The organism is Schnuerera sp., from assembly GCF_035459645.1.
Lineage (GTDB): Bacteria > Bacillota > Clostridia > Tissierellales > Tepidimicrobiaceae > Schnuerera.
Genome location: NZ_DATHXO010000136.1, coordinates 1 through 3,996 on the forward strand (window position 1 = coordinate 1; position 3,996 = coordinate 3,996).

Here is a 3,996-nt window from a genome sequence, read left to right on the forward strand (position 1 = left end):
GATACACATTATCATTTGATTATGATCCATTGGGAGTAGATAGTGAAACATTATTCTCTACAGGAATGTTAATTGGACAATTAACAATGCCATAAATAAAAATCAAATCAACTATATCATGTTTTACTTAATCACATCACAACTCTGCAGATTAATAGCTTACATGCTGTTAATCGTTGTATTCATAACTCCAAACTTGCTATCATCTCACATTATAGGACTTATGTGTGTAATTCTGGTCATGTTTACTGCTGAAAAATGGTTTTATGAACTTAGACTGCAGAATATGGAGGAATATTATGAATAATACCATAAATGTCTATGCAAGAATAGTATTTGGTCCAGACGAGGAAATATTTGCCTATACAAAGTTTGGAACCAAAGGTATCCAAGAATCTGCACAAATCATAGATACTTGGATAAAACAATCAAAAAGACTTAGAACTGCTTATAATGATCCTGATTCAAAGCTTATTATAAGTATTTCATGATAAATTTGGCAGGTTTTACACAATAATAAATCACACCATATCATCAAAACTGATGAGCCTCAGTGATGAATGTGATTTCCCTGCCAAACCTTTTTAAATATATAACAAAACAATATTATGGAGACATTAACCCTTGGTTTACTTTGCATTGGTGTAGTATTATTTGTAATCAGTATTCATTTGTCTGTAATAGCAGCAGCACTTACCTCTATTGCAGATAATGATAGTGATGTAGAAATTGTAGATAAAACTCTTGTTAAAGCAAAAGTACTTATACTTCTTGGAACATTATCTTTTATAGCTGCAACAATATCACACACATAACAAAATAATATTATGATAAGATTAAATTGTAATTATTGTGGTAGATTTGTATGGAAATATAAATCTGATATAAGAGATGCAGAAAGAACTTATTGTGATAGAATTTGTCTTGGTTTAAAAAGAAGAAATGGAAAACCATTGAATATTACACTTAAATGTTTGGAATGTAATAAGGAATACACCAGACATAGATCACATAAAAATAGATCTAAATTTTGCAGTAATTCGTGTAGAATGATATATAACCAGAGAGAACAAGGAGGTTTTGGCAAACGTGGAAGGAAAAAATTATATCCCAAAACACTTAATTTAAGAAAGAAAGTGGCAGCTAGAATAGCAAGAAGAGAATTAAAAGATCATTACATAGTATCAGTGATAGGATCTCATGATAATCTTGTCAAAGATGATATTCCAAATAGTTTAATTAAACTAAAACGTAAACAAATAAAACTAAAAAGAGCAATACAATGAAAACATGTAAAGATATACACGATGTATTAGATAAAGCACTTGATGACCTTGATTCTGGTCAAATTGACAATGATAGAGCAGGGCAAATTGCCAGATTAACTGGTAATAAAATATCTGCTGGTCGTGAACAAATTAAATATAAAAAGCTTACTAATAATCCTGATAAAATAGCATTCTTTGAAGATTAAAATTTAAATATATCATGGAACATATCACATTGCCAACTCAGACTCCAGAAATAGCATTGTCTATATTCTTTATTTTAGTGGTGTTGGCAATGCTTGATATGTTATTAACATCTATAGAACCTTAAATCAACATATTATGTCACGCAAAACACTTTTAGACTACAGTGAGTCAGAAAACTCACAATCTTCCATACACAAAGAGATAAAAAATGCTTCAGTATATGATCACCTTAAACTTGGTCTTCTTGCTCATCAATTAAAATACAATCTCATGAGTAATGAGATATCAAATACTCAAAAACTTATCATGAGTCTTGCACTTCATCAAATAGATGAGATTCAACAGCATTTAGCTGATGGTTTTATCACAGAGTCTGAAATTGATGAAGTTTTAGAGGATTGGACAAAACTTGATGAAATCTTAAACATATAATAACAAATACTATGAATGCACAAGAAGCTTATAACCAACTCAAGGATATACCAGAAGATCAATTTATTAAAAGTCATTTTGGAAAAGATGGAAAATGTTGTGCTATTGGTCATTTAGTAAGGATAGCACTAAACCCAGATGAAATTAATAATCAGACATGTTCTGATGAATTGGGTGGTTTTATTTATGGGAATCCTGTAAAAGATCCTGAAAAACAAAAAAAGGTAAAAGAAATAAACGATTTTGCCAGACGAAGAGTAGAGGAGTTTATTGAGGATAAGTATGGTCTTTCTTATATAAATCTTGCCGAGATAAATAATTATCCAAGAACAAACGACTATACACAAAAATCTATAAAGAAAAGAGTTCTTGCTTGTCTAAAAGATATGATAGAGTGGGAAAATGATCAACAATGAACTAACAGCTATAGGAGCTTTATTTTTAATGTCATTCATATGCTTATGTATAGCGTATTCAACTATAAATAAGTTCCTTACAGATAATGATACAAGTGGAGTTAATCTTCTTGTAGGTATAACATCACTTTCAATAGCTATAATAATAATTAGTATAGCTTTGATAGGGTGTGTAATATATATAACTCAATAAAAATTACATATTATGGAACCACTAGCATTTATTTTAGCAATGTCAGCTATCATATTACTTTTTGTATCTCTGCGTCAAATGTATTTAGCAAATAAAGAAAAAAGTAATGATAATACTGTTGAAGATTTTGTATCTCTCATCTATAATTTTAAAATAAGAGATCACGTCATACAAGCTTTTATACAGATGTATAAATCTCCATCTGATTGGACAGGATATATTGTTAAAAGCAATGGCAAATATTCCGTTTGGACAGGTAATGAATGGTATAATAGAAGATTATACTATGGTAACGGCTATAATGAGAGAGATGCTGTTTATAACAATTTTTCTGTTGAGGAATTAAGACTACTTGATGAGGGAGTAAAAATAATTAATCAAGGGGAAAAAGTGGCTGACAAAGAAATACAAAAACTAATGAAAAACATACATAATCATGACTAATCTAACAGAAATCTACGCCAATAATAATAATCCAAACATTATAGGAAGAGACAGGGAAATGCAAATGCTGTTTCTTACTATGATGAGACATGAAAAGCCAAATGCTCTACTCACAGGACAAGCAGGAGTTGGTAAAACAGCTCTTGTACATAACTTAGCATTTCTTATTGCTAATCAACTTGCTCCAGAACCTCTTCATGGATTCAAAGTCCTTGAGATAAATACAAATAAGCTTTTATCTGGTCCTGGTTATCGTGGAGTTACTGAAGAGAAATTTCAGAACTTGATAGAACATAGTCTTGATTCGGGTAAAGTAATACTGTTTATGGATGAATTTCATACAGTAGAATCTCTTGGTCAAATGTCCAATGGTCAAACTCCTGGTCTTGGTAATACTCTCAAGCCTTATCTTACCAGACCAGATTTTAGAGTTATTGGTGCTACAACATCAAATGAATTCTCTAAAATGACTGATAAAGCTCTTCTCAGAAGATTTTATCAGATGAATGTGACTGAGCCTACAGATGATGCTGTATCTCATATTATTAAGGTATGCTTGAAGATGTATGGCAAGGGATTAAAAGCTAAGTCAGATGTAGTAGAAACTATACTCAGACTGTCAAAAACTCATTCTGGTTTTAATCCAGATGTAGCAAAGGACATTACAGATTTTGTGTGTTCTTACGCAAAGATGACAGGCAACAAGCTTATTACGTCTACTTTTGTAGAAGATTTCTATAATAAGTTTTATAAGCAGGTTTCTCAGAAAGATGAGGAACTTCCAGAACTTGTGATGGAAGAGTGATATAAGGCGGGCTATTACATCAATAGATCATTTTATGATCAACAAATCTCAGATTTGTTTGGTGAAAATGGATGACCGTTTGAACCATCGTATGCTTCTGGCAAGAAGCTACATGTTTTAGAGCAAACATTCAAGTGTTTTGACAAATTATCATGAGTTTCATGATATATGTTGATGATATAACAGGATATGCTGGAACTAAATGCATATTCCTGTTTTTCTGTCATAATG

General features: G+C 31.1%; 8 protein-coding genes. All 8 read left to right on the top strand.

Features of this window, described 5'->3' with window-relative positions:
- Positions 1–299: 299 nt before the first annotated feature.
- The 8 genes from VK998_RS03130 (at position 300) to VK998_RS03165 (ending at position 3,765) form a co-directional block, all read left to right on the top strand.
- Positions 300–491 carry a hypothetical protein gene (locus VK998_RS03130; protein ID WP_325225381.1) on the top strand — a complete coding sequence of 64 codons (192 nt, stop codon included), beginning with the start codon at positions 300–302 and terminating at the stop codon, positions 489–491.
- A 117-nt stretch (positions 492–608) separates the two neighbouring features.
- The gene (locus VK998_RS03135) at positions 609–815 is read left to right on the top strand and encodes a hypothetical protein (RefSeq protein WP_325225384.1); all 207 of its coding nucleotides are present in this window, start codon (positions 609–611) and stop codon (positions 813–815) included.
- A gap of 12 nt (positions 816–827) precedes the next feature.
- Positions 828–1,286 carry a hypothetical protein gene (locus VK998_RS03140; protein ID WP_325225386.1) on the top strand — a complete coding sequence of 153 codons (459 nt, stop codon included), beginning with the start codon at positions 828–830 and terminating at the stop codon, positions 1,284–1,286.
- On the top strand, positions 1,283–1,474 hold the full coding sequence (locus VK998_RS03145) for a hypothetical protein (protein WP_325225388.1): 192 nt from the start codon (positions 1,283–1,285) through the stop codon (positions 1,472–1,474). Before VK998_RS03140 ends, VK998_RS03145 begins: the two co-directional genes overlap by 4 nt.
- Positions 1,475–1,781: 307 nt before the next feature.
- On the top strand, positions 1,782–1,907 hold the full coding sequence (locus VK998_RS03150) for a hypothetical protein (RefSeq protein ID WP_325225389.1): 126 nt from the start codon (positions 1,782–1,784) through the stop codon (positions 1,905–1,907).
- An 11-nt stretch (positions 1,908–1,918) separates the two neighbouring features.
- Positions 1,919–2,323, top strand: a complete 405-nt coding sequence (locus tag VK998_RS03155; RefSeq protein WP_325225391.1) for a hypothetical protein — start codon at positions 1,919–1,921, stop codon at positions 2,321–2,323.
- A gap of 205 nt (positions 2,324–2,528) precedes the next feature.
- Positions 2,529–2,960: a hypothetical protein gene (locus VK998_RS03160; RefSeq protein WP_325225394.1), complete on the top strand. Its 432-nt coding sequence runs from the start codon at positions 2,529–2,531 to the stop codon at positions 2,958–2,960.
- Positions 2,953–3,765 (top strand): AAA family ATPase, encoded by an 813-nt coding sequence (locus VK998_RS03165; protein WP_325225396.1) that lies wholly within the window; start codon positions 2,953–2,955, stop codon positions 3,763–3,765. The genes VK998_RS03160 and VK998_RS03165 overlap by 8 nt, the downstream gene beginning before the upstream one ends.
- Positions 3,766–3,996 lie beyond the last annotated feature (231 nt).